Raw genomic sequence first — 25959 nt, 5'->3', positions numbered from 1 at the left:
AGAGACGGTCTACGCGCGCGGCTCGGCCTTGAGCAGGGCGAACACCGCCCCGCTCGGGTCGGCCAGCCAGGCGATCCGCCCGACGTCGGGCACGTCCGCCCCCGGCATGAGCACCGTGCCGCCGCTGGTCCGCGCGGTGCTCACCACGGCGTCCACGTCGGCGACCGCGAAGTACGGCACCCAGCGCGCGTCCCGCTCCCCCTCCATGAGCGGAGCCACCCCTCCGAAGGAGCCGGCCTCCTGGTCCCCGTCGGCGGTGCTGAGCACCTGGTAGGTCATTCCGGGCGCCTCCATCGGCTGTGAGCGCGTCCCGAAGAGGGTGCCGTAGAAGGCGAGCGCCGCCGTCGGGTCCGGTACGTGCAGTTCGACCCAGCACAGCGCGTTGTCGGCGGAGGTCAGCTCCAGACCAGGTGTCCGGCCCGGCTGCCAGATGGCGAAGTCGGCGCCCTGCTGGTCGGTGTACTGGGCGAGCCGGCCCTCCCCCATGACGTCCATCGGCTCGACGCGGACGGTACCCCCGCCCTCGCGCACGCCGCGGGTGGTGGCCTCCGCATCGTCGGTCCGGAAGTACACGGTCCACGCCGAGGTCGCCCCCGGGTCGAGCTGCCCGACCGCGGCGACGGTCTTCCCGTCCACCTGGAAAAACCCGTACCCGCCGGTCTCGGGCCCGAGCAGGTGGAACTCCCAGCCGAGGACCGCCCGGTAGAAGGCGGCGGCCCGGGGGATGTCGGGGCTCCCGAGGTCGATCCAGTTGGGCGATCCGGTGCGGTAGTCGGTACCGAGCATGGCTTCCTCCTGCGATGGGGTTTCGGATGCGAGGTACCCGCGTAGGGGCCCCTCACCCCGGTATCACCTCCCAGCGCCACACGTACGGGTCCCCCGAGCGCACCGCATTCGGCCGGTACGGGCCCCGTCCTGGTCCGGTACGACCCTGTCCCGGCCCGGTACGGCCCCGTCCTAGTACGGACCGCCGCGGAACAGCACGCTGCCCTGGTGGCGCGGGCGGTCGCCCCGCTCGTGGGCCGACCAGTCGGCGAGCGCCCCGCAGGCCACGGAGACGAGGCGGCGGGGCAGGAAGAGCAGGGCGCTGAAGTACTTCGGCTCGGCGAGGCCGGGCCGCGGCACGACGAGCGCGCGACCGCCGCACCGCGGACAGACCACGAGCACCCGGCCGGTGAACCGGACCAGCCACATGCCGTGGCCCTGGTGCCGGACGGGTCCCGCGGGTGCCGACTCGAAACCCGTGGGAGGGGGCACGGGCAGGGAATCGCTCATCGCAGGGTGGGCGTGGTCTCGGTGTCGACGTGGGACAGCTTCTCCGGGTTGCGCACGAAGTAGAGGCCGCTGATGCGGGTGTCGTCGACGCGGACGGCGATGACTCCGTCGAGTTCTCCGTCCACGTGGACGGCCAGCGCCGGAGTGCCGTTGACCATGGTGGGGGTGAAGGAGAGCCCGACCCCGGCCTTCCCGGCCTTGCCCGACATCCCGGTGAACAGCCGGGCCACGTGCAGGGCGCCCACGACCGGCCGCAGCGCGGCGTGCTTGATGCCGCCGCCGTCGCCCATGTAGACGACCTCGGGGGCGAGCACGTCGAGGAGGCCCTGGAGGTCCCCGGTTTCGAACGCCCGCTGGAACGACTCCACGGCCGCCCGCGCCTCGCCGACGGAGACCGCCTGGCGGGGGCGGCGCGCGTCGACGTGCTTGCGGGACCGGTGGGCGATCTGCCGGACGGCCGCCGGTGTCTTGTCGACGGCGGTGGCTATCTCCTCGTAGTCGAGGCCGAACACCTCGCGGAGCACGAAGACGGCCCGCTCGGTCGGCCCGAGCGTCTCCAGGACCAGCATCATCGCCATCGACATGCTCTCGGCCAGTTCCACGTCCTCGGCCACGTCCGGCGCGGTGAGCAGGGGCTCCGGCAGCCACTGGCCGACGTAGGCCTCCTTGCGGCGGCTCATGGTGCGCAGCCGGTTCAGCGCCTGGCGGGTGGTGATGCGCACGAGGTAGGCGCGCTGGTCGTTGACCGTGTCGAGGTCGACGCCCGCCCAGCGCAGCCAGGTCTCCTGCAGCACGTCCTCGGCGTCGGCCGCCGAGCCGAGCATCTCGTAGGCGACGGTGAAGAGCAGGTTGCGGTGGGCGACGAAGGTCTCGGTCGCCGTATCGGGGGCCTGCGAGGGTGTGTCCACAGCTGGTTCTCTTCCGTCAGGTCGGGCCGGTCGACCGGCGGCTGGAATCCGTGCCACGGTGTCCGTTCCCATTCGTGTCGAGGTTTCGAACACAAGACACCCGACGGCTATGAGGGGTTGTACGCGGAGATCACTTTCCGCTGACCGCTGTGGCCGGGGCCGCGGAGGTCAGCCGGCCGGCCTGCGAGCCGCTCCGCGAAGGCTTCGCGGACCCTAGGGCGCCACCCTCGTGCAACTCCACGGTTGCGGGATGCACGGGCGACGTGCAACTCTGGAGTTGCACCGAAACACTCAACGGCTTGCGACGAAGGAGTCCTGATGAACGCGGACCGGATCGAACGCGACACCCTGATCGAGGCGTCCCTGGAGCGGGTCTGGTCCCTGGTGGCCGAGCCGGGCTTCTGGGTGGGCGACGAGGGGAGCCTGGCCGGCACGGTGGCCCGGGAAGGGGAGTCGGTCGTGGCGAAGAACAGCGAGTACGGCGAGTTCCCGGTACGGGTGGAGAAGGTCGAGCCGCCGACCTACCTCGCGTACCGCTGGGCCAGCGCCTTCCCCGGACAGGAGCTGCGCGAGGACAACAGCACCCTGGTGGAGTTCACGCTGAGCCGCGAGGGCGACAAGACGCGGCTGCGCGTCGTGGAGAGCGGGTTCGCGGCCCTGGCCGGCTCCGAGGAGCTGCGCGACAAGGCGCTCAAGGACAACACCGGCGGCTGGCCGCAGGTGCTCGACGCCTTCAAGAAGCGCGTCGAACGACCGGCCGCGTGAGCGAGGAAGACCCCGGCGCAGACGAGGCGGTCGACCACGTCCTCGTCGCGCTGGCCGACCCGACCCGGCGCAAGCTGCTCGGTCTGCTCGCCGCCCGCGGGGAGGTCACCGCGACCACCCTGGCCGAGGGGCTGCCCGTCTCCCGGCAGGCGGTGGTCAAGCACCTCGGCGTCCTGGACGCGGCCGGGCTGATCTCCGGCCGCCGGGCCGGACGTGAGGTCCGGTACACCGTGCGTCCCGCGGCCCTGGACGCGACGGCCCGCTGGATGGCCACCCTCGCCGCCGACTGGGACCGACGGCTGGCAGCCGTCAAGCGGATCGCCGAGGCGGCGGAACGGGATGCGGGCCGGGCCCCCACGGACCGATAGTGGAACGGTGAGCAACGGGCCGGAGGAAACCGGACGAGCCCCGCGAGCCGGCACGGACGGCGGCGCGGACCACGGCGGCGGGCAGCAGCCCGTCGCCTGGTCCGGGCCGGAGGGGGCGCAGGCCTTCGCCGCCGTGGAGGCGGCCACGGACTGGCTGCTCGGCTACCCCTTCGTCTTCCGGACCCTGGCGCGGTGGGTCGGCGGCGGATCCGTCCTGGTGGACTACGGGTGCGGCCCGGGCAAGGTCGCCGACCACGCGGCCCGGCGGCTCGGCGCGAAGGTGCTGGGGGTGGACACCTCCCCGGAGATGCTCGCGCTGGCCCGCGGCTCGGGGACGGCGGTCGCCGAGTACCACCTGGTCAGGGACGGCAGGGCGGCCTGTCTGGCCGACGGCAGCGCCGACGCCGTGATGTGCAACCACGTCCTGGCCTCGCTGCCCACCGCGGAGGCGGTGCTCGCCGTGTTCCGGGAGATCCGCCGGATCCTGCGGCCGGGCGGCCCGTTCGTCCTGCTGGCCACCGATCCCGCGTGCAGCGGGACGGAGTACGCCTCGCTGAGCATCGGCGACCCGGGCGGCACGTACGCCCCGGGCGACGCGCTGCCCGTACGGCTCCGGCGCACGGACGGCAGCTGGCAGGTGATGCCCAACCACGCCTGGCCCGTGGACTTCTACCCGGCCCTGCTGGAACGGGCCGGATTCACGGACCTCGTCCAGCACCGCCCGACGGTGGACGAGGCCCTCGCCCTCCCGGGCCTCACCGCCCCACCCCTCACCTCCGGCCGCACCTGGTCGGCGGAGCGGTCCCGCCCGCCCTTGGTGATCACCACGGCCCTGGCGGTCTGAGCACACGGGTGCCGCAACGCAGCGGGAGCATCAGCAGGCGCAGGAGATGCCCGAGCGCGGGGCGGTCAGGTCGTCGATGGCGCGCCGGTCGGTGCCCTGGGCGGTTTCGAAGGCGAAGCCCTCGCGGACCCAGTACTCGAATCCGCCGAGCATCTCCTTCACCTGGTACCCCAGGCGGGCGAAGGCCAGCGCCGCACGCGTGGCGCCGTTGCAGCCGGGGCCCCAGCAGTAGGTGACCACCGTCAGCGCCGGGTCGATCAGCGCCGGGGCCAGCTCCGCGATCCGCGCCGTCGGAAGGTGCAGTGCCCCCGGGATGTGGCCCTGGTCCCAGCCGGCCTCGCTGCGGGAGTCGACCACCACCAGTCCGGGGACGCCGGAGAGGAGGTCGGCCCGTACGTCCGAGACGTCCGCCTCGAAGGCGAGCCGCGCCGCGTAGTGGGCCGCCGCGACGGCCGGGGCCGCGGCGGGGACGGAGAGGACTGCGCTGGTGAGCTCAGCGCCGGCGGGCGCGGCGAGAACGGCGGAAACGGTGGAAACGGTGGCCGGGACGGTCACGGACATCGGGGAACTCCTTGTACGGGGCGGAAGGCTGGGGCTCGCCGGCCGGGTGGACTCCCTTGCGGCGATGACTCCATCCTCTGCGCCTGCCACGCCCGCGACGAGTGGCGTAAACGCCTCCACTCGTCAAGATCCCGCCACGGATCCCGCCAGGGGCGCGGCGACCCTGACGAACGCCTTCCGGTAGGCCGTCGGCGTCGTCCGCATCTGCCGGGTGAAGTGGTGGCGGTACGTCGCGGTGGAGTCGAAGCCGACCGCCGCGGCCACCTCGTCCACGGTCCCCTCGCCCGATTCCAGCAGCGGCAGGCTCGCCGAGATCCGCTGGGAGACCACCCAGCGGATCGGGCTCACGCCGTTGCGACGGGTGAAGTGGCGCAGGAAGGACCGCTCCGACATGTTCGCCGCCCGCGCCAGGGCCGGGACCGAGAGCGGGCCGTAGAGCCGCTGAAGGGCCCAGGCCATGCTCCGGGAGATCCCGTCGTCGGCGCCGTCGGGGCCCACCTCTCCGACGGCCGCCTCGATGAACTGGGCCTGCCCGCCCTCCCGATGGGGCGGTACGACGAACCGGCGTGCCACGGTGTTGGCGACGGCGGCGCCGTGGTCGGCGCGGACCAGGTAGAGGCAGAGGTCGATGCCGGCGGCGCTGCCCGCGCTGGTCAGTACGTCGCCGTTGTCCACGTAGAGGACGTCCGCGTCGACCTCGACCGCGGGATGGCGTTCGGCGAGGGTGCGGGCGTAGCGCCAGTGGGTGGTGGCCCGGCGGCCGTCGAGCAGGCCGGTCGCGGCGAGCGCGAAGGCGCCGGAGCAGATGGAGACCAGGCGGGCCCCCCGGGCGTGGGCCTTGAGCAGGGCGTCGACCAGCGTGGGTGCGATGGTGCCGCCCGCCGGGGAGACTCCGGGGATGATCACGGTGTCCGCGGCGGCGAGGGCGTCGAGCCCGTGCTCGGCGCGGAGCGTGAACCCGCCCACCACGCGCAGGTCCCGGCCTGGTTGCGCCGAGCAGACCCGCAGTTCGTACCAGGGCAGGTCCCCCAGCTCGGGCCGGGCGAGCCCGAACACCTCGACGACCACGCCCAGTTCGAAGGGGGCCATGCCGTCGAAGGCGAGTACGGCCACCACATGGGCCGGAGCGGGCTTCGAGAGGTGAAGGGGCACGGGCTGGGACGTCATGGCCGTACTGTAGCCAGCCGCCCTCGCCGGACCGCATCGGGCCGCATCAGCCCGCCGGAGGAGGGGGCGAGAAGTGGAAGGGAGAGAGGCGCGGAGGAATACGCACTCCTTGCCATATACAACATATAGCGCACTGGGGGGCTTGCGGCAAGGCCCCCATGCTGGGGCAAAATCGCGGACCTAGGCCAGAACTTGCCGAAAAGTGGGAGATTCACTCAGTGCGTTCCGATATGTCAGCTTTTGGATCACACGGTTCCGTCGCGGCGACGGCGACCGCCACCAGTGCGTTCGACCTCCCCGACCACCTCTCCCCCAAGGCCGACCCGGCTCTCATCGAGGGCGACGAACGGCATTTCGCGGCCGTCTCGCACTGCCTGGAGCAGACGATCGCCGAACTGTCCGACCGCCTGGAGGCCACGCGCAAGGCGCCCGGCGGCGTCGGCCGGGAGGCAATGGACCGCGATACCGAGATCCACCGCCTGACCAGCCGGCTGCGCACCCTGCGCCGCTTCGGGCTGGACCTCTGCCTGGGGCACATCGTCCCCGCCGACGGCTCCGGGCCCGTGTTCATCGGACGCCTCGGCCTCACCGACAGCGCGGGCAACCGGCTGCTGCTGGACTGGCGCTCCCCCGCCGCCGAACCCTTCTTCGCGGCGACGCACGCCGTCCCGATGGGGCTGGCGAGCCGCCGCAGGTACCGCTGGACCCGCGGGCGGATCAGCGACTACTGGGACGAGGTGTTCTCCGCGGACGGGCTCGAGGGGCGCGCCGCGCTCGACGACCAGTCCGCGTTCATCGCCAGCCTGGGCGGCAACCGGTCGGAGCGGATGCGCGACGTGCTCGCCACCATCCAGACCGACCAGGACGCCATCATCCGGGCCGGATCCCGGGGCGCCCTCGTCGTCGACGGCGGTCCGGGTACGGGCAAGACCGTCGTCGCCCTGCACCGCACCGCCCACCTGCTCTACTCCGACCCGCGCCTCGGCCACCGCCGCGGCGGCGTGCTGTTCGTCGGTCCGAGCCGCCCCTACCTCGCCTACGTCTCGGACGTGCTGCCCAGCCTCGGCGAGGAGGGCGTGCAGACCTGCACCCTGCGCGACCTGGTCACCGAGGGAGCCGCCGCGACGGCCGAGGCCGACCCGCGCGTCGCCCTCCTCAAGTCCTCCGCCGACCTGGTCGGGGCGATCGAGGCGGCGGTACGCATCTACGAGGAGCCCCCCACCAAGGGGATCACCGTCTCCAGCCACTGGTCCGACCTCTGGCTGAGCGCCGACGACTGGGCGGCAGCGTTCGAGGCGGTGGAACCGGGCACCCCGCACAACGAGGCCCGCGACCAGATCCTGGAGGAGCTGCTCACGATCCTGATGGACCAGGACGACAGCGACGTCCCGCCGCACCTGCTCCGCCGTTCGCTGCTCCAGGACCGGGACCTGATCGGCACCCTCAACCGTGCCTGGCCGATGCTCGATGCGGCCGAGCTCGTCGGAGACCTCTGGTCGGTCCCCGCCTACCTGCGCAAATGCGCTCCGTGGCTCGGGCCCGATGACGTGTCCCTGCTCCAGCGCGCCGACGCCCAGGCCTGGACGGCGGCGGACCTGCCGCTCCTGGACGCGGCCCGGCAGCGGCTCGGCGACGCCGAGGCCTCCGTGCGCAGGCGCCGGCACGAGGCGGCCGTCGCCGCCGAGCGTGCGCGCAGGTCCGAGGTCATCGACCGGCTGCTCCAGGACACCGAGATCGACGAGAGCCAGGGCGCGGTGGGGATGCTGCGCGGACGGGATCTGCAGGACGCCCTGATCGACGGGGACGCCGTGCCCGGCGCCGAACCCGACCTCCTCGCAGGCCCGTTCGCCCACATCGTCGTGGACGAGGCGCAGGAACTCACCGACGCCGAATGGCAGATGCTGCTGACCCGCTGCCCGTCGCGGAGCTTCACGATCGTCGGGGACCGCGCGCAGGCCCGGCACGGGTTCACCGAGTCCTGGCGGGAGCGGCTCGAACGGGCCGGGCTCGACCGCATCACCATGGCCTCCCTGAGCGTCAACTACCGTACGCCGGAGGAGGTCATGGCCGAGGCCGAGCCGGCCATCCGCGGCGCGCTCCCCGATGCGAACGTGCCGGTATCCGTCCGCAGCAGCGGCATCCCGGTCGCCCACGGCCGCACCGCGGACCTGTCCGCGGTCCTCGGCGACTGGCTCGACGCCCAGGCCGACGGGGTCGCCTGCGTCATCGCCGCGGGCGGCGTCGACGACGGTTCCTTCCCCGCGAGCTCCCGCGTCCGCGTGCTGACTCCGACGCTGTCGAAGGGACTCGAGTTCGACCTGGTCGTCCTCATCGACCCGGACACCTTCGGCGAGGGCATCGAGGGCGCCGTCGACCGCTACGTCGCGATGACCCGCGCGACCCAGCGCCTGGTCGTCCTCACGAGCCCCTGAGCTCCTGAACCCCTGAGCTCCTGAGCCGACCCGGCCCGGTCCCGGGCCAGGAGGGTTAACCTCTGGCCTGAGCCGCGCGCGGCGGCCGGGGGGACGGAGGGGTACAAGGGGTGGGACTTCACCAGACCGACCCGCTCGTGGTGGGCGGGTACCGGCTGCAGGACCGGCTCGGCGTCGGCGGAATGGGCACGGTGTTCCTGGCCCGGAGCATCGAGTCCGGGCGGATGGTCGCGGTGAAGGTCGTGCACCAGCAGTTCGCCGACGACCGGGAGTTCCGGATCCGCTTCCGCCAGGAGGTGGCCTCGGCGCGGAGGGTTTCCGGGGCCTTCACCGCCCCGGTGGTGGACGCCGACCCCGATGCGGAACGCCCTTGGATGGCCACCCAGTTCGTGCCGGGCTCCACCCTGGGGGCGGCCGTCCGGGACGGCGGGCCCCTCGGCGGCCCCGCCCTGCGGCAGCTGGCGGTCGGGCTCGCCGAGGCGCTGCGCGACATCCACCGGGTCGGGGTCGTTCACCGTGATCTCAAGCCGGACAACGTCCTGTTGACCGAGGAAGGGCCGCGCGTCATCGATTTCGGGATCTCCCGGGCCGCCGACCACGAGACCCTTACCGTGACCGGCCGGATCCTGGGGACTCCGCCGTTCATGTCGCCCGAGCAGCTCTCCGCTCCGCACCGGGTCAAGCGGGCCTCCGACGTCTTCTCCCTCGGCGCGGTCCTGGTGTACGCGACCACTGGGCACGGCCCGTTCGATGCCCCGTCGCACTACATGACCGCCTACAACGTGGTCCACGAGCCCGCCGCGGTGGCGGAGCTGTCGGGTACGGTCCGTGAGCTCGTCCAGTGGTGTCTGGCGAAGGACCCTGCCGACCGGCCCACGCCGGACGAGCTCCTGGAGGCCTTCCGGGCGGCGCCGGAGGACGACTGGGGTGCCCGTCCGCCGTCGCCCGCGGCCGAGACCGCCGAACCCGCCGGGGCGCCTGCGCGCGGGAGCCGGCTCCTTTCGCGGCGGGGCGCGCTGGTCGCCGGTGTGATCGGGCTGGCCGGAGCGGGAGCCCTCGGCTCCTGGGCCGGCGGGGCGTGGACGGGCGGGGCGTGGACGGGCGCCGGTCCGTCCGGATCGTCCGGCGGTTCCCGGGGAGGCCCGGCGGGGAGCAGGCCCCGGCCGGCCCACGAGGGCTCCGCCGGTCTCCAACCGGCCGGATGGGCCCTGTGGGAGGCGAAGCTCGGCCCTCAGGACCTGGGCGTCACGGCCTGCCACGCCTCGGGTCCGGTCCTGCTGTGCACCTCCTCGCCCGGTACCGGGCGAGTCGTGGCCTTCGACGCCCGGACCGGCGAGCGGCTGTGGGGGAACGACTTCCCGACGAGCATCGAGCTCCTGAGCCTGTCCGCCGCGGGCGACGTCGCCTACTGCCTGGAGGCCGACGAGGCGGATCCCGGCCAGGGGGGTCATGTCACCGCCTTCGCCACCGCGACCGGTGCGCGGATGTGGTCCACCCCTCCCCGTACGGCCGATCCGATCGCGGGCGGCGTGTACACCGGCGACGCGATCATCACGTTCACCGCCAAGGACTCCCTCAGCGCCTGGCACCCCGCGACGGGCGAGCAGAAGTGGCAGGAGGGCGGGGTCCGGGGCGTCGGCTCCCGGCTCTTCGCCTCCTACGGCCGTCTCTTCCGCGTCTCCGGCCTGGACACACCCGGCGCCCACGTGCTGTGGGAACACTCCCGCCAGAAGGGCGGGGCGCTGACGAGCCAGGACGTCGGAACCTTGGTTCCCCTCACCATCGGGGACGGCTCGGTACTGCTGCGCAGAGCGGACGGCACCATTTGCCACAGCGCATGGCGGGCTCAGGCGACGCCCACGACCCTGCCCTCCGCCATGGAGTACGTGGAGTCGGGCGGCACCTACTACGGAATGGCCCCGGACGGGACGGTGACCGCGGCCGACGACGTCACGGGCGAAGCACGCTGGACGGCCGAGCCCTGGTACCTGAAGGAGTGGACGCGCAGCGGCAGGAGCCCGTTGCGGGTGGCCGACGGGCGGGTCCACGTCCCGGGCACGGACGGGAGCGTCCACTGCTTCGCCGCCGGCAGCGGGGACCTGCTGTGGCAGAGCGCGGCGCGCCAGGACGACAGTGTGAACGCCCGGCGCGAGTGGCCGGCCATCGCGATCCACGGTGACCTCGTCTTCCTCCTGACGGGCGGCACCGTGGTCGCGTTGCGCCCGCGGTACTAACGCAGGGCCCCGAAGGCCTTGGTGAAGGCCAGGGGCTGCTGGAGGATCGAACTGCACGTCGCGTCGGCGTAGTTCACGGATCCGGCCGCGCACTGCTGGTCGCGGGTCGCGGACCACATCGCCAGCCTGCCGATTCCCTTCTCGCTCGCGAAGTCCACGAGCTGGGTGGCGTCGGCGACCGTGAAGATCTCGCTCGTGACGTCGTTGACGCCGATCATCGGTGTGACGGCCACGGCCTTCCAGGCCGCCGCGTCGGAGAGGCCGAGTACGCCCTTGATCTGGGCCTGCGTGGCCGTCGCGGCCTGGATCGCGTACCGGCCCATGTCACCGCTGTAGGCGGGGCCGTAGTCCATGGCCATGATGTTGACCGCATCGATCCGCACGCCGGCCTTCTTCGCGTCCGCCAACAGGGCCACGCCCGGCTGGGTGAGCCCCTCCGGCATCACGGGCAGGGTGAAGGCCACGTCGAGCCCCGGGTGGGATGCCTGCAGCAGCGTGATGGCCTGCGCGCGGCGGGAGTTGGCGGCGGTGTCGGGCAGGGCCGCGCCCTCGATGTCGAAGTCGACCTTGGTCAGCCGGTACTGGTCGATGACCTTCCCGTAGGCGGCTGCCAGCTCCTGCGCGGAGCCGCAGTTCAGGGCCAGTTCGTGCCCGGCGGCTCCGCCGAAGGAGACGCGGACGTCGCCGCCCTTGGCCCGCAGGGCGCCGATCTGTGCGGCGACCTTGTCGTGTCCGAGCTCGGTGACCCCGCCCCACAGTGGGGCGCAGGCACCGCCGGAGGTGATGAAGGCGAGGTGGAACTCCTTGACGCCGGTCCTGGCCGCCGTGTCGAGCAGGTCGTAGGCCGGGTAGAGGGAGGTGTCCACGTACGGCGCGAAGCGCGCGCCGCCGGCCGGGCTTCCGGTCGTGGGCGGGGTCGTGGGGGTGGTGGGCGGGACGGGCTTGGTCGGCCGGACCGAGGGGGCGGGGCTCGCGGGGGCGCCGGTACCGCCCGTCGGCGCGGGCGTCGGCGCGGTGGTCGGGGCGCTCGTGGGGGCAGTGGTGGGGCGGCCGCCCGGCGGGGGCGTCGGGCCCGGGTCCGCCGAGCACTTCGCTCCGTTGATCCGGCAGGCCGTCGGGTTGCCCGCGTTCGCGCTCGCACTCGTGGCGAAGCCGATCGAGACGGAGGCTCCCGCGGCCAGTTCCCTGTTCCACGCCGCGGGCTTCACGGTGACGTGGCGGCCGCTGACCGTGTGCGCGCCGTTCCACAGGGAGGAGACCGTCGTGCCCGCGGGCAGGTCGAACTCCAGGGTCCAACCGGACCGTGCGCGGCTCGTGTTGTTGGTGATCACATAGGTGCCGGTGTAACCGCCGCTCCAGGAGCTCGACTTCGTGTACACCGCGCCGACCGAGGCGGCCTGGGCGGTACCCGTGAAGGCGAAGGCGGCGGCCGCGATCAGTACCGCCACCGCCGTCCCGCCCGCGGCCTTCGCCTTCTTGCCCGCCTTGCGCCGGTGTCCGGTGGTGCTGCCCATCGCGTGCCTGCCTCTGAATTGCCGGGGAATCTGAGTTGCCGGGGAGTTTGGGGTGCCGGGGAGTTTGGGGTGCGGCAGCACGCTAGCCGCACTGAAACGGACATTTGATCGATTCTGGGCGGCGATGGCGAACCTTAGGTTCCACTTAAGGAAGCGATGGGGCGACCTTAAGGAGGCGGACCGCCACTCCGGCCGGGACTCCGGCCGAGGCACCGTCAAGTCCACTCCGTGAACAGTCGGTTGATCTTCGGGGCACGCACGGCCGATGCCGCATATGCTCCCTCCGTACCTCAATGCGACGTACATCCGTGCCATGTACGTCCGAACTCCTCGCGAGCCGTAAGGGGACCGCCCCGTGAGTGTCCGAATTCAACCCTCCTCCCAGGTCGACGAGACGGCCGAACTCGGGGAGGGGACCACGATCTGGGATCTGGCGCAGGTCCGCGAAGACGCCAGGCTCGGCCGCGACTGCATCGTGGGACGCGGGGCGTACGTCGGCCCCGGCGTCCGGATCGGGGACAACGTCAAGCTGCAGAACTACGCACTGGTCTACGAGCCCGCCGAACTCGGCGACGGGGTGTTCATCGGACCCGCCGCGGTGCTCACCAACGACTTCTACCCGCGGGCCGTCGACCCCGACGGCCGCCAGAAGCGCGGCGGCGACTGGGAGGCGGCCGGAGTCGTCGTGGCCGAGGGGGCCTCCCTGGGCGCCCGGTCGGTGTGCGTCGCGGGCGTCCGGATCGGACGGTGGGCGCTGGTCGCGGCCGGCGCGGTGGTGTCCCGCGACGTGGCGGACTTCGCGCTCGTGGCCGGGGTGCCGGCCCGGCGCATCGGCTGGGTGGGCCGGGCCGGAGTGCGTCTGGTGGAACGCGAAGGGGAACCGGGAATCTGGGAGTGCCCGCGCACCGGCGCCCTGCACGAGGAGACCGACGGAACCCTGGCCGAGCGCACCTGACGCAACGTCGGCATATTGGGTCAATGGCATTTCCTCAAAACCACAATCAATGAACATCCTTGGGCATACCTTGTCCCTGTACACGGGATCTGAGCAGGCAACAGGCTGTGTTCAGTGGGGGGTTGTACACGACGAGGGCAACCGCTGACGAGGTGACCGACGGGCGCAGGACCATGCGCCCCGTTCGCCGCCGCCGTCCGCGCGCGCCCCGATCCGGAATATCGCTGGAGGGGGATCCAGCGGACCCGGACCGCTCGTGCCATCGGGGGGATCACACCGTGGGCACGGGCAGCGTCATGCGCAGTCCCCTCCACGGACGACGACCGCCGGGTCTGTCCTAGGAACGATTTTTCAGAGGGGGTAGGTGTGTTGGAGCAGTACGGCTACAGCTCGGACATACAGGGCGAGCAGGGCACGCGGGAGACCGAGGTGGGGACCCGGTGACCGCCAGACGATTAGAAGCACTGGCCCATGAGGACCCGTCGCTGCACGCCCTCGCCGAGCGGCTGCTCGCACTGGCCGAGGCGGGGCTGCCCGAGATGTACCTGCCGGGCGCGGAGACCTTCGTCTTCACGCGGGTGGGGACCGTCTCCCCCGACGGCGCGAGGCGCATGGAGCGGCGCGGTACCAGCACCCGGTACGCGGCCATCACCGCACTGGGGGCACGGTTCCTCCCCGAGGAGCGCCAGCGCGCCCTCTTCGACGGCCGCAGCGCCGCCGAGTTCACGGCCGTCCTGGTGGAACGGCTGCCCGCGGTGACGAACCTCGGCGACGCCGCGCTCATCGCCTGGGCCGCCGCCGAGACCGGACACCCCAAGCTCGCGGACGCCGTGGCCAGGGTGGCCGAACTCGACGTCCCGGGACGTCCGCAGTACACGGTGGAAGCCGCCTGGGTGCTGTCCGCCCTCACCGCGGCCCGTACCGCGGTGGACGTCGAGTACCGGCTGGCGGCCGCCCGCGACCGCCTGCTGGCGTCCCGGATCGGGGACGGCCCGCTGTTCCCGCACGCCACCGGACCCGGGCTGGTCCCCGGGTACCGCTCGCACGTGGCCTGCTTCGCCGACCAGACCTATCCGATCCAGGCACTGGCCCGGCTGCACGCGAGCTCCCCGGACCCGCGGGCCCTCGCGGCCGCCGACGCCTGCGCCGCCCGGATCTGCGCCCTTCAGGGGGACGGCGGACAGTGGTGGTGGCACTACGACGCCCGCACGGGCGGCGTGGTGGAGGGCTACCCGGTCTACAGCGTGCACCAGCACGCCATGGCACCGACGGCCCTCTTCGACCTGGCCGAGGCCGGCGGCACCGATTTCGGCGCGGAGATCCGCCGCGGTCTGCGCTGGATGACGGAGGTGCCCGAGATCAGCGGGCCCGGCGGCACCCCGCGCGAGCCCATGATCCGCGAGGAGTTCGGGGTCACCTGGCGCAAGGTCTACCGCGGCGATCCCGCCAAGGCCGTGCGCGCCGCCCGCGGACTCACCACCCGGGTCGCCCCGCGGGCCCGGCTGGCCCCGCTCGACCGGATCTTCCGCCCCCTGGCGGTGGACCGCGAGTGCAGGCCCTACGAGTTCGGCTGGCTGCTCCACGCCTGGCTCGGGGGGCTCGGGAGATGAACCACAGACAGTCGCTCTTCGGAGTGGCGCTCGACCCCCTGACCATGGACGAGACCGTCCGGCGCTGCCTGGACGCCGTGCAGCGCGGTGAGCAGATCGAGATCGGCATGGTCAACGCGGCCAAGCTGGTCAACATGCGCCGCGACCCCCGCCTCGCGGCGGCGGTCGCCGGCTGCGACCTCGTCCTGGCCGACGGCCAGGCCGTGGTCTGGGCCGGTCGCGTCCTCGGGGTCAGGCTGCCCGAACGGGTCGCGGGAATCGACCTGTTCATGCGGCTGCTGGCCGCGGCGGAGACCGCCGAGGTCCCCGTCTACCTGCTCGGCGCACGTCAGGACGTACTGGAGCTCATGCTCGGGCGGATCTCCGAGCGGTTCCCCGCCCTGCGCGTGGCGGGCAGCCGCAACGGCTACTTCGAGGACTCCGAACAGGGCGGGATCGCGGACGCGGTGGGCGCCAGCGGGGCCCGGATGCTGTTCCTCGGCATGACCTCGCCCAAGAAGGAGATCTTCACCGCCGGCTACGGCAAGCGCACCGGCGCCCACGTGGTGCACGGCGTGGGCGGCTCCTTCGACATCCTGGCCGGCATCACCAAGCGCGCCCCCCTGATCTGGCAGCGGATGGGGCTCGAATGGTTCTACCGGACCCTCCAGGAACCGCGCCGCCTGGGCAAGCGCTACCTCACCACCAATGCCGCCTTCCTCCTCATGACGGTCCGCGAACTCATCCGCCGCACACCGTCCACACCGCCTTCCGGTTCCGCGAACAGGAGTCACTGATGCGCGTCGTCGTCGTGGGACAGGGATACGTCGGCCTTCCGCTGGCCATCAGGGCCGCCGAGGTCGGACACCAGGTGGTCGGGTACGACGTGGACACCCGGCGGGTCAAGAGCCTCGCCGCCGGCGAGTCGTACGTGGAGGACGTCTCCTCCGCCCGGCTGGCCAAGGCCCTGGAACTGGGCACGTATCAGGCCAGTGACCAGGCCCGGGACTGCGGCGGCTTCGACGTCGCGGTCGTCACCGTCCCGACCCCCTTGCAGGACGGTGCCCCCGACCTGCGCTACATCGAGGAGTCCGCGCACACCCTGGCGCGCTTCCTGCGCCCGGGTGCCACCGTGGTACTGGAGTCCACCACCTATCCGGGCACCACCGAGGAGCTGTTCGGGCCGATCCTGGAGGACGGTTCGGGCCTCACGGCCGGCGTGGACTTCCACCTGGGCTACAGCCCGGAGCGCATCGACCCCGGCAACAAGGTGTGGGGCTTCCAGCAGACGCCGAAGGTGGTCTCCGGCGTCAACCCCCTGTCCCTCAAGGCCGTGGAGACCTTCTACGCGGGGCTCGTCGACACCACGGTGCCGGTGCGCTCCCCCAAGGAGGCCGAGCTGGCGAAGCTGCTGGAGAACACCTTCCGGCACGTGAACATCGCCCTCGTCAACGAGATAGCCATGTTCGCCCGCCACCTGGACATCGACGTGTGGCAGACCATCGAGGCCGCCTCCAGCAAGCCGTTCGGCTTCATGAAGTTCACTCCGGGTCCCGGCGTCGGCGGTCACTGCCTGCCCATCGACCCCTCGTACCTGTCGTGGCGGGTCCAGCGCGAGCTGGGCCAGAACTTCCGCTTCGTGGAACTGGCCAACGACATCAACAGCCACATGCCCGAGTACGTGACGCGCCGCGTGATGGACGCGCTCAACGCCAAGCGCCGCTCGGTCAACGGCTCCCGGATCCTGCTCCTGGGACTGGCGTACAAGAAGAACACCGGCGACGCCCGGGAGTCTCCGGCGGTACGCGTCTCCCAACTGCTCCTGGACATGGGCGCGAAGGTGCGCGCGGCCGACCCGCACGTGGTGGAGAGCATCAAGGTCGACGCCCGCCTCTCGCGGGTGGAGCCGACCCGCAAGGAGCTGGCCGCCGCCGACGTGGTCGTCCTTCTCACGGACCACGACTCCTTCGACTACCCGATGATCACCGAGCACGCCTCGCTGATCCTCGACTGCCGCAACCGGCTGTCGGGACCGACGGTGGAGGTGCTGTGACGGCATGACCAGAATCATCTGCGTGGCCGGGGCCCGGCCCAACTACATGAAGATCAAGCCGGTGATGGACGCCCTGGAGGGCCGCGGCGCGGAGGTCGTCCTCGTCCACACCGGCCAGCACTACGACGAGTCCATGAACGACGTCTTCTTCCGCGACCTCGGCATCCGCTCCCCCGACCGCTATCTCGGAGCCGGGTCCGGCAGCCACGCCCTGCAGACCGGCCGGGTGATGGAGGCCTTCGAGCCGCTGCTCGACGAGCTGGCGCCGGACGCGGTCGTGGTGGTCGGGGACATCAACTCCACCCTGGCCTGCGCCCTGGTCACCGCGAAGGCCGGGCCGCTGCTGGCCCACGTGGAGGCGGGTCTGCGCAGCCGGGACTGGAGCATGCCCGAGGAGGTCAACCGGGTCGCCACCGACCGGCTCAGCGACTACCTGCTGGCGCCCTCCCCCGACGCCGCCGCGAACCTGCGGGCGGAGGGGTACCGGGAGGACCAGATCCACGTCGTCGGCAACGTCATGATCGACACCCTGTTCGCCAACCTGGACCGGGCCCGGGATTCCGACGTCCTCGACCGCTACGGGCTCACCCGCGGCGGGTACGGCCTGGTCACCCTGCACCGGCCGGCCAACGTGGACGATCCGGACGCCCTGCGCGGCCTGCTGAAGGCGCTGGGCGAGATCGCGGGCCGCGTCCCGCTGGTGCTGCCCGTGCATCCGCGGGCCGCCGAGCGGCTGGCGGAGATCGGCGTCCCCGGCGGCATCCGGCTGGTGCCGCCCGCCGGGTACCTCGATTTCATCGCCCTGCAGGACTCCGCCCGGCTGGTGCTCACCGACTCCGGAGGCATCCAGGAGGAGACCACCGCCCTCGGCGTGCCCTGTGTGACCCTCCGGGAGAACACCGAGCGCCCGATCACCGTCGAGCAGGGCACCAACGTCCTGGCCGGCACCGACCCGGACCGCATCACGGCCACGGTGCACCGGGTGCTCGACGATCCGCCCGCGCCCCGCTGCCCCGAGCTGTGGGACGGCCGCGCGAGCGAGCGCATCGCGCAGGTGCTCCTGGAGGGCGGGAGCGCGGCGACCCGGCCGCGGCCCACCGACCTCGTCGCGCCGGCCGGAGCGGGCACCTCGCCCGTCGTCTAGCCCCGTGGCCGGAAGGGACCGCCGGGCCGCGGCGGTCCCTTCCGGCCACAGCACCGTTTCCACCCCTGTTCCACCTGGATCGAAAGAAGGCTGATGGACCTCGCGGAGATCTGGCGGGTCATGCGCAGGCGCTGGTACGTGCTGCTGCCCGGGCTGCTGCTCACGGCCGCGCTCATCACCGGCGTGTACCTGCTGGTGCCGGTGGAGTACCGGTCGCAGAGCACCGTGACCCTCCTGAACTCGAAGAAGGCCACGGTCGCCTTCGACGGCAACCCCTTCCTGAGCACGCAGGCCTCGCTCACCGGCATGGCCGACGGGCTCGCCCGCAACCTGAACTCCGATGACTCCAAGGCCGACCTCAAGGCCCAGGGACTCACCGGCGTGTACGAGGCGAAGATCGCCGACAACGCCCAGGGCCCCTTCATGTGGCTGAGCGTCACCGGCACCGACCCCGCCGCCGTGCTGAACTCGGACAAGCTCTTCACCGCGTACGCCGAGAAGCGGCTCCTGGAGTTCCAGGCCCAGCAGTCGGTGACCCCCGAGGCGATGATCCGGATGGCGACGATCGTGCCTCCGCAGAAGCCCGAGGCGCAGACGAAGACCCGGCTCCAGTACCTGGTGATGGCGGCGGCGCTGGGCTTCGTCCTCAGCCTGGTGGCCACCTTCTTCGTCGAGGCCCGGCGCCGCAAGGCCGACAAGCCCGGCCGGCGCAAGCCCCTGGAAACCGACCCGGGTCCGCCCGAGGACCCCGATGCCGACGCAGGTCCCGGCGAGCACACCCGCGCCGCCGATCCGACGGCCACGATGGCGCTCAAGGTGCTGCCCCCGTCGGCCTTCCGCTCCAAGGCCCCGCAGTGACCGCGCCCACCACGGACGCGGGCACCCAGGACCCGCCCGGCGGCCCGTCCGAGGCGCCGTCCGAGGCGTCGTCCGAGGGGCCTTCCCTGGGGCGCAAGGTGGGATCCGCCGCCCGGTGGAGCCTGGTCAACACCATGGTGATGCGCCTGGGCAATTTCGTCACCGGCATCATCCTCGCCCGCTTCTTCCTCGGCCCCGAGGCCTGGGGCGTGTACGGGATCGCCCAGACGGTCCTGCTGGTCCTGCTCTCCGCGAACGAGCTCGGGGTCTCCCTGGCCATCGTGCGCTGGGAGGGCGACCCCCGCCGCTTCGCCCCGACGGTCCTCACCCTGAGCGCCGCCTCCAGCCTGCTGCTGTACGCGGGCCTGTTCGCGGCGGCCCCCCTCGTGGCCCGGGTGCTCGGCTCCCCCGAGGCCTCGGGGGTACTGCGCGTGATGTGCGTGTGCGTGGTCCTCGACGGGCTCTCGCAGGTGCCCGCCGGCTTCCTCACCCGGGAGTTCCAGCAGGGCCGCCGGATGGCCATCGACGCCGTCAACTTCGTCCTCAGTACCGCGGTGACCCTGCTGCTCGCCGTCCAGGGCTGGGGTGCGATGAGCTTCGCCTGGGGCTCCGTCGCGGGCAACGTGGCCGCGCTCGCCGGCTGCTGCCTGGCCGCGCCCGGCACCCTGCGGTTCGGCTGGGACCGCGAGCAGGCCCGCGCCCTGCTGCGCTTCGGGCTCCCGCTCGCCGGGGCCAGCATGCTCGCGCTCGGGGTGGTCAACGTGGACACGATGGTGGTGGGTTCCTCCCTCGACCAGCTGGCCCTCGGCTTCTACGTGCTCGCCTTCAACATCTCCGGCTGGCCCGTGCGGATCATCTCCGAGGCGGCCCGCCGGGTGTCCTTCGCCGGGTTCTCCCGGCTGGCGGACACGGAAACCGGCGGCGGGCCGGGCGCACTGGCCGCCGGCTTCGGCCGCGCCCTCGGCGTGGTGATGACGGCCACGGTCCCCCTGTGCGTGCTGCTGGCCGCCCTGGCCGGGCCCATCGTCGAACTCGTCTACGGGGAACGCTGGCTGCCCGCCGCCGCCGCGCTCCCGTGGCTCATGGGGCTCGGACTGGTCCGGATCGGCTGCGAACTGGCCTACGACTGCCTGGTGGCCATCGGACACCGCCGCTCCCTCATCGGGGTCCAGGGGCTGTGGCTCGCCGTCCTGATCCCCGTACTGGTGCTCGGCGCGGGCGCGAACGGGATCGAGGGGGTGGCCCAGGGCCACGTCCTGGTCGCCGGCGCGGTCGTCGTACCGGTGTTCCTCATCGCCCTGCACCGGGGCGGCGTCGGGCTGGGCACCGTGGCGCGCGCCTGCGCCTGGCCCCTCCTCGGCGGGGCCCTGATGACGGGCGTGGCCCTCGGCCTGGAACGGCTCCTCGGCGACGGCGTCCTGGCGCTCCTGGGCACCGCGGCCGCCGCCACCCTGTGCTATGCCGTGTGTGTCCTGCCCAGCCTGGGCTTCCTCCGCGGTTCCGCACCGGTCGCCGCGGCCACGACGACGAAGGACTGACACCATGGCACGCCTCCGCAGACGACTGTGGGCCTGGATGCTGGCCGGGTTCTTACTGATCGCCGCCCTGACCCTCTACCAGGCCGAGCGGACGGGGCGCAGCGAGCCGGCGGCCGATTCCTGCCCGGAGAGCGCCCTCGAATGCCCCGGCCAGGAAAAACCCCTCCCCCTGCCCGTGCCCACCGACCCCTCCGTCCCGCCCTCCCCCTCGGACAGCCCGAGCCCCTCCGCGACCACGGCCTCCCCGTCGCCGACGCCCCCGCCGGGCAGCAGCGCACCGCCCGCACCCGCGCCGGGCCCCGTCTGCTCGGCCACCTCGCCCGGCGCCTGCGGCTTCCCGGACGCCCGGTCCACCGGCCCGCGGATCGCGCTGGAGCGGCACGACACCGGCAACATGTCGGTCAAGACCGACGGCATGGTGATCAAGGGCTGGGACATCCGCGGCTCGCTGGACGTGTACGCCGACAACGTCACGATCATCGACAGCCGGATCACCTCGACCAACTGGTGGGGCGTCAACCTCCGTCCGGGCTTCAAGGGCCTGCGCGTCCTGCACACCACGATCACCGCGCTGCCGGGCAAGGGGCCCGACAACGGCGGCGTCAACTACGCGGTGTCGAACATGGGTGAGAGTTCCGTCGAGGTCGGCTGGTGCGACGTCTCCGTGTTCGGCAACGCCCTGTCCATGGGGCAGGGCGATCTGCACGACAACTACGTGCACGACATCGTCGCCTTCCGGAACCTGGGCGGCGAGTGGCAGCACACCGACGCGGTGATCAGCGGCGGCGGCAACAAGGGCCGGCTGACGATCCGCCACAACACGCTCCTGAACTCCGTCCCCATCGACAAGGGCGCCAGCGCGGCGCTCGGGCTCTTCGCCGACACCGGCGTGGTCTCGAACGTGATCGTCGACAACAACTGGCTGGCCGGAGGGGCGTACGCGCTCTACGGCGGCGGCCCGGGGGCCACCGGCATCCAGGTCACCCGCAACGTGTTCTCCACCCAGTACCACCCCAAGAGCGGTCTTTACGGGGCGGTCGCCGCGTGGAACGCGGGCGGCGCGGGCAACGTGTGGCGCGACAACCGCATGTCGGACGGGCGTCCCGTCGTACCCGAACCCTCCCCCTGACCACCGAGAGGACATGACATGCGCCGCATCGCCCGGGCCCCCTGGGAGCTGCTCAAGCGGGCCTTCGGCTGGCTGGTGCTCTTCGAGGCCCGGAACAAGCTCCTGCTGGCCCCCTCCGCCCTGCGGCTGCGCCGGTTCGAGAACGCGGAGACCGGCCGGCTGGGCTCGCTCCTGGAGCGGCCGCCGTCCGCCCTGGTGGCCACCGTGATCGCCACCCACCGCCGTCCCGAGGCCCTGCGCGCGGCGGTGCGCTCGGCCCTGGCGCAGACCGTGACCGACCAGGTGGTCATCGTGGTGGACGACGGCGCGGGCCTGCCCGAACTCCCCGCGGATCCACGGCTCTTCGCGGTGTCCCTGGGCCGGAACACGGCCACGGCCGGAGTGGTGCGCAATGTGGGGATACGGCTGAGCCGCTCGCGGTACGTGGCCTTCCTGGACGACGACAACCTGTGGGAGCCGGACCACCTGGAGCAGGCCCTGACGGCCCTGGAGTCGCCGGGCGGCCCGGACGCGGTGTACACGGCGCTGCGCCGGATGCTCCCCGACGGCACCCAGCGGGACGTGCTGTCGGTGCCCTTCGACCGGCGCCGTTCCGCGCACGAGGCCTTCCTCGACACCAACGCCTTCGTGGCGCGCCGCACCCCGGCCCTGTACTTCAGCCGGCTGCGGCGCACCCCCGAGGTGCTGCCCCGCGAGGACTGGGAGCTCGTGCGCCGCTACAGCCGGCGCCACGAGGTCCGCCACCTGCCCCGTCCCACCGTCCGGTACCTGGTCAACCCGGAGAGCTTCTACACCGCCTGGGACGGCCCGGCGGCCCCGGGACCGGCTCCCACCGGGCCGGCCCCCGCCGCCTAGGCCCGCCCGCTCAGGGACCCGGGGTGGCGCGCAGGGCGGTCCGGCTGGCCAGGGCGCGCGCCGCGGCCCGGTTCGCCGGGCGGCCCAGCGCCGCCCGGGAGGTTTCCCGTAGCAGCACGGCCGCCCGGAAGGCCGCGGTGGCGGGCGCCGAGTGGCGGCGGCCGTAGAGGCGCACGCGGTTGAGGGTCAGCAGGGTCCACAGGCGCGGGGAGACCTGCGAGTCCCCGCCGAGGTGGACGGCCGAGGCGGCGGGTTCGAGCCGGGTGGCGAAGCCGTGGTCGCCGGCCCGCAGGCAGTACTCGGTCTCCTCCGAGTACAGGAAGAACGATTCGTCCCAGGCTCCGCAGACCTCCAGGCACTCCCGGGAGAGCGCCATCAGCGCGCCCGTAGCCCAGTCGGCGACCGTCCTGCGCCCGTACGCCGCCCGGTCGGTGACCAGCTCGCTCCAGCGCGGGAAGCGCCCCGCGCGGCGGTTGCCGATCACGGCCTCGCCGAGGGCCCGGGTCACCCGGGATTCCCGGCGCAGCGAGTAGTGGAGCGTCCCGTCCTCCTCGTACAGCAGCGGGACGCTGATCCCCACCCGGCCGCCGCCCTCGGCTCCGTCGACGGGGTCGCCGAGCGCGTCGACGAGGAGTTCCGCGCAGCCCCGCCGCATCCGGATGTCCGGATTGCACACCAGGGCGGCGCGGAAGCCGCCCTCCCATCCGGCGGCGGCCGCCAGGGCGGCGTTCACCCCGGCCGCGTAGCCGGCGTTGCGGCCGGTCTCCACGACCGTGGCCTCGGGAGCCAGGGACCGGACGAGGTCCACGGTGCCGTCGGCGGAGTCGTTGTCGGCGACGACCAGCCGCCAGTCCACGCCGGCCATGCCCTCGGGCAGGGAGGCGAGGAACTCCGGTATCACCCGGGCGCTGTTCCAGGTGACGACGAGGACGGCCACGGGGCCGGCCACGGGGCCGGTTACGGGGCCGGTTACCGGGCCGTCTTCTGCATCCGGCCGGTCCGACCGGTCCGGGCGGCGGTCGGCTGGAGGACGGGAAGGGGTGCGTTCGGAAGGCACGGGGACTCCACGTTTCGGGGCTCGGGCGGCGCGGCGCGCCGGATGAAGCCGAGGTAGCTGCCTCCGGCGGCGATCGTCAGGAAGAACATCCCGGCGAACATCGGGAAGCTGAGGGCGTCGAAGGTGGCCGCGCTGACCAGGGCGACGAGGGCCGAGGCGAAGAAGGCCTGGCCGAGCTCCCGGTCGGACTCGTCGGCGGCGAGGCGGCGGATGGCGCCGCCCTGGTGGATTCCGGTGAAGAACAGCGCCAGGAGCGCGACCAGGCCCAGCAGACCCATCTCCGCCAGGGTCAGCATGTACTGGTTGTCGGTGAAGAAGTAGAGGTCCGGAGTGAAGGTGCCCAGGCCCCGGCCGAAGAACGGATGCTCCTCCAGGTAGGGCACGATCGCGCTGTACTTCACGGTGCGGGCCTGGGTGCTGCTGTCGGAGTTCGACACGAAGGACGCGAAGAGCGTGGTGATCGTGCCGATCAGTCCGGGGACCATGACCTTGAAGACGGCCACCGAGCCGAGCAGCAGTCCGAAGGTGGTCCACCGGCGCTGCGGCTTCCACCGGGGCACCATGACCAGCACCACGATGAGGGCGCCGATGATGGAGGTCCGTGACACCGTCAGCGGCAGGGCGCCGCCCATCAGCGCCACCGGGGCCCAGCGGCGCCAGCGCTTGAGCTGGGCCCGGGCCGGGTCGAAGGCCTGCTGGATCGCGAAGGGCAGCAGCAGGGCGAGCATGCCGCCGAACTCCAGCGGCTGCGCGGTGGTCGAGCGCGGCCGGGTGAACGCCCCGCGGTCCAGGGTGGTGATCTGCGCGACGCTCGACTGGAGCCCCGGGATGCTGATCTTCTCGGCGATGTTCGTCGCGGTGAAGAAGTCGTAGTAGCCGATGGCGGCGACCACCGCCCCCATCACCACGGCCCGGCGCAGCAGCACGTCCAGGCGCGCCCGGTCCTGGATCCCGGCGGAGATCAGCACCACCAGCGATACCCAGACCAGCAGCCCGATCAGTCCCCGGTCGGCGCCCAGTACCTCCTTGTGCGAACTGCCCCGGGAGGCGTTCGCGAGGTACGAGGCCAGGACCGAGACGGCCAGCAGCCACATCACGACCCGTGGCAGCCGGGTGCCGGGTGCCGGTCTGATCCGGCCGGTCAGCCAGGTAGCCAGGTACCAGAACAGGGCCAGCAGTGCGAAGACGTTGGCCGGGGTGCCCACGCCGCCCAGGCCGGGCAGGGTCAGGTTCGAGGGGATGAAGAAGGCCAGCCCCAGATAGCCGGTCAGCAGCGCGGTGGCGTCCAGCTCTCGGTGGCGCGTCCGCCTGCGCTTCGGGACGGCCGTACCGGCGGCCGCCTCGGCTGCCTCGCGCCGGCGCCGGCGGCCCGCGAGGAGGCTCTCCAGGACGAAGGAGGCGGTGAATCCGGCGACCAGGCCGGCGATGAGCACGGCCAGGACCTGCTGGTAGCGGGTCTTCAGCTGGGGTTTCGGGGTCTGCGGCAGCACCACGGGCGCGGTCTGCACGAAGTAGGCGGGCTGTACCTTGGCCGCCGCCTGGAGCGCGTTGAGCTGTTCCCCGGCGAAGTCGGTGAGCTGACTGGTTTCCTTGAGTACCTTGTCCCGGTTGGTGCCCGTGACGGTCAGCGTGAGCATCGGGCCGGAGGCGTTCGCGGCGAAGCCGACCGTGTAGGGATCGGTGACCCCGAGACCGTGCAGGTCCCGGGCAGCGTCGGCGCCCGACAGGGTCCTGATGAGCACGTCGGCGGTCACGACGAGCGAACCGCCCGCGTTCGCGATGGGGTTGCCGAAGGTGGGGGCCAGCTGGGCCACGGCCGTGGAGTCGAGCAGGGCCACCGAGCTCTGGGACTGGTAGGAGACCGGAACCGACTGGAACAGCTGCGCTCCCGCGAGGACTCCGCACAGCGTCAGGGGCGCCATGACGTACCAGCGGCGCCGCAGTACGGCCGCTATCTCACCGATGTTCACGAACGCCTCCTCGCAACTGCCCGGGAACCGTTGGCGTGTTGCCCGGCGTCCTGGGAAGATCGAACACGACGGAAGGAATCCTGTGTCGCCTGGTGAGCTGTTCCGCACGTTGCGCCGCCGCTGGTACGTACTGGTCCTGGCGGCCGTGCTCGCGGCTGCCGGGGCGTTGCAGGTGATCCGGCCCACCACGACGTACGTGAGCACCGCGATCGTCGTCCTGAAGCCGCCGGTGACCGGCAACCAGCCGAACCAGCTCGCCAATCTGCAGCCGCCGCTGGCCGCCGTGTCCCTTGCCGCGGTACAGCAGTTGGACTCCTCCGACGGGGAGGCCGAGCTGCGCGCCGCCGGGGTGCGGGGCACCTACCGGCTGATCCCGCGCAACAGCGGTACGAGCGTCACCCCGCGCTATCTGATCCCCTCCCTCCAGATCCAGGCGGAGCACACGGACCCGGCCACGGCCGACCGTTCGGTGCTCAAGATCGTCGAGGTCTACGGGAAGCACGTTTCCGACATGCAGGCCGAGCAGCGGATCCCGGCGGCCGGCCGGATGAGCGTCACGCTGCTCGTCCCGCCGTCCGCGGTGGCGCAGCTCGGCACCAAGAGCCGCGGACTGGCCGGGACGGCCATCCTGGCCCTGGTCTGCGGGATGGCCTGTGCCCTGTGGACCGATCAGTTCCTGGCGGGCCGCGCCCGGCGCCGGCGCGAACGCGCCGACGCCGGGAACGACGGGCAGGAGCGGGGCC

The 25959-nt window shown here is 72.5% G+C and carries 23 protein-coding genes; 15 read left to right on the top strand and 8 right to left on the bottom strand.

Going from position 1 to position 25959, the window contains the following annotated elements; all coding sequences use genetic code 11:
* Positions 1–9: 9 nt before the first annotated feature.
* The 3 genes from ACFWNV_RS26260 to ACFWNV_RS26250 form a co-directional block, all read right to left on the bottom strand.
* On the bottom strand, positions 10–786 hold the full coding sequence (locus ACFWNV_RS26260) for a VOC family protein (RefSeq protein ID WP_383951730.1): 777 nt from the start codon (positions 784–786) through the stop codon (positions 10–12).
* A 171-nt stretch (positions 787–957) separates the two neighbouring features.
* Positions 958–1275: a hypothetical protein gene (locus ACFWNV_RS26255; protein ID WP_383951727.1), complete on the bottom strand. Its 318-nt coding sequence runs from the start codon at positions 1273–1275 to the stop codon at positions 958–960.
* Positions 1272–2255 carry an RNA polymerase sigma-70 factor gene (locus ACFWNV_RS26250; protein WP_383951724.1) on the bottom strand — a complete coding sequence of 328 codons (984 nt, stop codon included), beginning with the start codon at positions 2253–2255 and terminating at the stop codon, positions 1272–1274. The genes ACFWNV_RS26255 and ACFWNV_RS26250 overlap by 4 nt, the downstream gene beginning before the upstream one ends.
* A gap of 246 nt (positions 2256–2501) precedes the next feature.
* Here ACFWNV_RS26250 and ACFWNV_RS26245 point away from each other — a divergent pair, with 246 nt between their 5' ends.
* From ACFWNV_RS26245 to ACFWNV_RS26235, 3 genes are read left to right on the top strand one after another with little or no spacing between them, the layout of a single operon-like run.
* A complete protein-coding gene (locus tag ACFWNV_RS26245) occupies positions 2502–2948 on the top strand; it encodes an SRPBCC domain-containing protein (RefSeq protein ID WP_383951721.1) in 447 nt (148 codons plus the stop codon).
* Positions 2945–3316, top strand: coding sequence for an ArsR/SmtB family transcription factor (locus tag ACFWNV_RS26240; protein ID WP_383951718.1), 372 nt, complete (start codon positions 2945–2947; stop codon positions 3314–3316). Before ACFWNV_RS26245 ends, ACFWNV_RS26240 begins: the two co-directional genes overlap by 4 nt.
* Before the next feature lie 7 nt (positions 3317–3323).
* Entirely contained in the window at positions 3324–4160 is an 837-nt protein-coding gene (locus tag ACFWNV_RS26235; protein ID WP_383951715.1) for a class I SAM-dependent methyltransferase, read from the top strand.
* Between the two features lie 30 nt (positions 4161–4190).
* Here ACFWNV_RS26235 and ACFWNV_RS26230 read toward each other — a convergent pair whose 3' ends face one another.
* Both ACFWNV_RS26230 and ACFWNV_RS26225 read right to left on the bottom strand, forming a co-directional pair.
* The gene (locus ACFWNV_RS26230; RefSeq protein WP_383951712.1) at positions 4191–4721 is read right to left on the bottom strand and encodes a rhodanese-like domain-containing protein; all 531 of its coding nucleotides are present in this window, start codon (positions 4719–4721) and stop codon (positions 4191–4193) included.
* Positions 4722–4844: 123 nt separating this feature from the next.
* Positions 4845–5888, bottom strand: coding sequence for a helix-turn-helix domain-containing protein (locus tag ACFWNV_RS26225; RefSeq protein ID WP_383951709.1), 1044 nt, complete (start codon positions 5886–5888; stop codon positions 4845–4847).
* A gap of 230 nt (positions 5889–6118) precedes the next feature.
* On the opposite strand from ACFWNV_RS26225, the gene helR reads away from it, so the two are divergent.
* Positions 6119–8320 (top strand): RNA polymerase recycling motor ATPase HelR, encoded by a 2202-nt coding sequence (gene helR / locus ACFWNV_RS26220; RefSeq protein ID WP_383951707.1) that lies wholly within the window; start codon positions 6119–6121, stop codon positions 8318–8320.
* Positions 8321–8430: 110 nt separating this feature from the next.
* A complete protein-coding gene (locus ACFWNV_RS26215) occupies positions 8431–10554 on the top strand; it encodes a protein kinase (protein WP_383951704.1) in 2124 nt (707 codons plus the stop codon).
* Here the strand turns inward: ACFWNV_RS26215 and ACFWNV_RS26210 are convergent.
* Complete coding sequence (locus ACFWNV_RS26210; RefSeq protein ID WP_383951700.1) at positions 10551–12068, bottom strand: cellulose binding domain-containing protein; 1518 nt, start codon at positions 12066–12068, stop codon at positions 10551–10553. The genes ACFWNV_RS26215 and ACFWNV_RS26210 overlap by 4 nt on opposite strands.
* Positions 12069–12423: 355 nt before the next feature.
* On the opposite strand from ACFWNV_RS26210, the gene ACFWNV_RS26205 reads away from it, so the two are divergent.
* From ACFWNV_RS26205 to ACFWNV_RS26165, 9 genes are all read left to right on the top strand, one after another.
* A complete protein-coding gene (locus ACFWNV_RS26205; RefSeq protein WP_383951697.1) occupies positions 12424–13023 on the top strand; it encodes an acyltransferase in 600 nt (199 codons plus the stop codon).
* A gap of 440 nt (positions 13024–13463) precedes the next feature.
* On the top strand, positions 13464–14633 hold the full coding sequence (locus tag ACFWNV_RS26200) for a hypothetical protein (RefSeq protein WP_383951695.1): 1170 nt from the start codon (positions 13464–13466) through the stop codon (positions 14631–14633).
* The gene (locus tag ACFWNV_RS26195) at positions 14630–15409 is read left to right on the top strand and encodes a WecB/TagA/CpsF family glycosyltransferase (protein ID WP_383951692.1); all 780 of its coding nucleotides are present in this window, start codon (positions 14630–14632) and stop codon (positions 15407–15409) included. Before ACFWNV_RS26200 ends, ACFWNV_RS26195 begins: the two co-directional genes overlap by 4 nt.
* Positions 15409–16665 carry a nucleotide sugar dehydrogenase gene (locus tag ACFWNV_RS26190; protein WP_383951689.1) on the top strand — a complete coding sequence of 419 codons (1257 nt, stop codon included), beginning with the start codon at positions 15409–15411 and terminating at the stop codon, positions 16663–16665. The genes ACFWNV_RS26195 and ACFWNV_RS26190 overlap by 1 nt, the downstream gene beginning before the upstream one ends.
* Positions 16666–16669: 4 nt before the next feature.
* Complete coding sequence (gene wecB, locus ACFWNV_RS26185) at positions 16670–17809, top strand: non-hydrolyzing UDP-N-acetylglucosamine 2-epimerase (RefSeq protein WP_383951686.1); 1140 nt, start codon at positions 16670–16672, stop codon at positions 17807–17809.
* A gap of 93 nt (positions 17810–17902) precedes the next feature.
* Entirely contained in the window at positions 17903–18667 is a 765-nt protein-coding gene (locus tag ACFWNV_RS26180) for a chain length determinant protein (RefSeq protein ID WP_383951683.1), read from the top strand.
* Entirely contained in the window at positions 18664–20205 is a 1542-nt protein-coding gene (locus ACFWNV_RS26175; protein ID WP_383951680.1) for an oligosaccharide flippase family protein, read from the top strand. Before ACFWNV_RS26180 ends, ACFWNV_RS26175 begins: the two co-directional genes overlap by 4 nt.
* A 4-nt stretch (positions 20206–20209) precedes the next feature.
* Positions 20210–21334 (top strand): hypothetical protein, encoded by a 1125-nt coding sequence (locus ACFWNV_RS26170; protein WP_383951677.1) that lies wholly within the window; start codon positions 20210–20212, stop codon positions 21332–21334.
* 18 nt (positions 21335–21352) lie between these two features.
* Complete coding sequence (locus ACFWNV_RS26165; protein WP_383951674.1) at positions 21353–22189, top strand: glycosyltransferase family 2 protein; 837 nt, start codon at positions 21353–21355, stop codon at positions 22187–22189.
* Between the two features lie 10 nt (positions 22190–22199).
* Here the strand turns inward: ACFWNV_RS26165 and ACFWNV_RS26160 are convergent, their stop codons facing one another.
* A complete protein-coding gene (locus ACFWNV_RS26160) occupies positions 22200–23138 on the bottom strand; it encodes a glycosyltransferase (protein ID WP_383951670.1) in 939 nt (312 codons plus the stop codon).
* Positions 23139–23158: 20 nt separating this feature from the next.
* Positions 23159–25216 (bottom strand): O-antigen ligase family protein, encoded by a 2058-nt coding sequence (locus ACFWNV_RS26155; protein ID WP_383951667.1) that lies wholly within the window; start codon positions 25214–25216, stop codon positions 23159–23161.
* 82 nt (positions 25217–25298) lie between these two features.
* On the opposite strand from ACFWNV_RS26155, the gene ACFWNV_RS26150 reads away from it, so the two are divergent.
* A partial coding sequence (locus ACFWNV_RS26150; RefSeq protein WP_383951664.1) for a hypothetical protein occupies positions 25299–25959 on the top strand: 661 nt, incomplete at its 3' end.

The sequence above is a fragment of the Streptomyces sp. NPDC058401 genome (assembly GCF_042722885.1).
Lineage (GTDB): Bacteria > Actinomycetota > Actinomycetes > Streptomycetales > Streptomycetaceae > Streptomyces.
The sequence above is the reverse complement of the archived record's forward strand: the minus strand, read 5'-3'. Positions and strand labels throughout refer to the sequence as shown.

Coding starts and splice junctions, on each gene's coding strand:
- ACFWNV_RS26260 (WP_383951730.1), bottom strand. CDS start 786: ATGCTCGGTACCGACTACCGCACCGGATCGCCCAACTGGATCGACCTC.
- ACFWNV_RS26255 (WP_383951727.1), bottom strand. CDS start 1,275: ATGAGCGATTCCCTGCCCGTGCCCCCTCCCACGGGTTTCGAGTCGGCA.
- ACFWNV_RS26250 (WP_383951724.1), bottom strand. CDS start 2,255: ATGGGAACGGACACCGTGGCACGGATTCCAGCCGCCGGTCGACCGGCC.
- ACFWNV_RS26245 (WP_383951721.1), top strand. CDS start 2,502: ATGAACGCGGACCGGATCGAACGCGACACCCTGATCGAGGCGTCCCTG.
- ACFWNV_RS26230 (WP_383951712.1), bottom strand. CDS start 4,721: ATGTCCGTGACCGTCCCGGCCACCGTTTCCACCGTTTCCGCCGTTCTC.
- ACFWNV_RS26225 (WP_383951709.1), bottom strand. CDS start 5,888: ATGACGTCCCAGCCCGTGCCCCTTCACCTCTCGAAGCCCGCTCCGGCC.
- helR (WP_383951707.1), top strand. CDS start 6,119: ATGTCAGCTTTTGGATCACACGGTTCCGTCGCGGCGACGGCGACCGCC.
- ACFWNV_RS26210 (WP_383951700.1), bottom strand. CDS start 12,068: ATGGGCAGCACCACCGGACACCGGCGCAAGGCGGGCAAGAAGGCGAAG.
- ACFWNV_RS26195 (WP_383951692.1), top strand. CDS start 14,630: ATGAACCACAGACAGTCGCTCTTCGGAGTGGCGCTCGACCCCCTGACC.
- ACFWNV_RS26190 (WP_383951689.1), top strand. CDS start 15,409: ATGCGCGTCGTCGTCGTGGGACAGGGATACGTCGGCCTTCCGCTGGCC.
- wecB (WP_383951686.1), top strand. CDS start 16,670: ATGACCAGAATCATCTGCGTGGCCGGGGCCCGGCCCAACTACATGAAG.
- ACFWNV_RS26180 (WP_383951683.1), top strand. CDS start 17,903: ATGGACCTCGCGGAGATCTGGCGGGTCATGCGCAGGCGCTGGTACGTG.
- ACFWNV_RS26170 (WP_383951677.1), top strand. CDS start 20,210: ATGGCACGCCTCCGCAGACGACTGTGGGCCTGGATGCTGGCCGGGTTC.
- ACFWNV_RS26165 (WP_383951674.1), top strand. CDS start 21,353: ATGCGCCGCATCGCCCGGGCCCCCTGGGAGCTGCTCAAGCGGGCCTTC.